1 rRNA gene is annotated in these 1,426 nt (G+C 56.9%); it reads left to right on the top strand.

Annotated elements, in window-relative coordinates:
• Window positions 1-1,426: ribosomal RNA gene (locus tag Q0817_RS19915) — 23S ribosomal RNA — on the top strand; the annotation flags it as partial.

Here is a 1,426-nt window from a genome sequence, read left to right as displayed (position 1 = left end):
CCGCCGGCTCCGGGGAGCGTGGGACCTGAACCGGGGAGGTAAGCGTATTAACAGGTGTGACGCAGGAAGGTAGCCGAGCCGGGCGATGGTAGACCCGGTCTAAGCGTGTAGGGCGACCCGTTGGCAAATCCGCGGGTCATGTGCTTGAGACGTGACGGGACCCCCATTCGTGGGGGGATTCGGTGATCCTATGCTGCCGAGAAAAGCATCGACGCGAGGTTCCAGCCGCCCGTACCCCAAACCGACACAGGTGATCAGGTAGAGAATACTAAGGCGATCGAGAGAATCATGGTTAAGGAACTCGGCAAAATGCCCCCGTAACTTCGGGAGAAGGGGGGCCCCGACCGTGGACACCACTTGCTGGTGCGAGCGGGTAAGGGCCGCAGAGACCAGGGGGAAGCGACTGTTTATCAAAAACACAGGTCCGTGCGAAGTCGCAAGACGATGTATACGGACTGACTCCTGCCCGGTGCTGGAAGGTTAAGAGGACCTGTTAGCCTCACGGCGAAGCGGAGAATTTAAGCCCCAGTAAACGGCGGTGGTAACTATAACCATCCTAAGGTAGCGAAATTCCTTGTCGGGTAAGTTCCGACCTGCACGAATGGAGTAACGACTTCCCCGCTGTCTCAACCATGAACTCGGCGAAATTGCAGTACGAGTAAAGATGCTCGTTACGCGCAGCAGGACGGAAAGACCCCGAGACCTTTACTATAGTTTGGTATTGGTGTTCGGTGTGGCTTGTGTAGGATAGGTGGGAGACGGTGAAGCGGGCACGCCAGTGCACGTGGAGTCAACGTTGAAATACCACTCTGGTCACTCTGGACATCTAACTTCGGCCCGTGATCCGGGTCAGGGACAGTGCCTGATGGGTAGTTTAACTGGGGCGGTTGCCTCCTAAAGAGTAACGGAGGCGCCCAAAGGTTCCCTCAGCCTGGTTGGCAATCAGGTGTCGAGTGTAAGTGCACAAGGGAGCTTGACTGTGAGAGCGACAGCTCGAGCAGGGACGAAAGTCGGGACTAGTGATCCGGCGGTACATTGTGGAATGGCCGTCGCTCAACGGATAAAAGGTACCTCGGGGATAACAGGCTGATCTTGCCCAAGAGTCCATATCGACGGCATGGTTTGGCACCTCGATGTCGGCTCGTCGCATCCTGGGGCTGGAGTTGGTCCCAAGGGTTGGGCTGTTCGCCCATTAAAGCGGTACGCGAGCTGGGTTCAGAACGTCGTGAGACAGTTCGGTCCCTATCCGCTGCGCGCGCAGGAAATTTGAGAAGACCTGTCCTTAGTACGAGAGGACCGGGACGGACGAACCTCTGGTATGGCAGTTGTACCGCCAGGTGCACCGCTGCTTCGCTACGTTCGGAAGAGATAACCGCTGAAAGCATCTAAGCGGGAAGCTCGCTTCGAGATGAGATTTCCATGCACC

This window comes from uncultured Kocuria sp. (assembly GCF_947500125.1).
Lineage (GTDB): Bacteria > Actinomycetota > Actinomycetes > Actinomycetales > Micrococcaceae > Kocuria.
The sequence above is the reverse complement of the archived record's forward strand: the minus strand, read 5'-3'. Positions and strand labels throughout refer to the sequence as shown.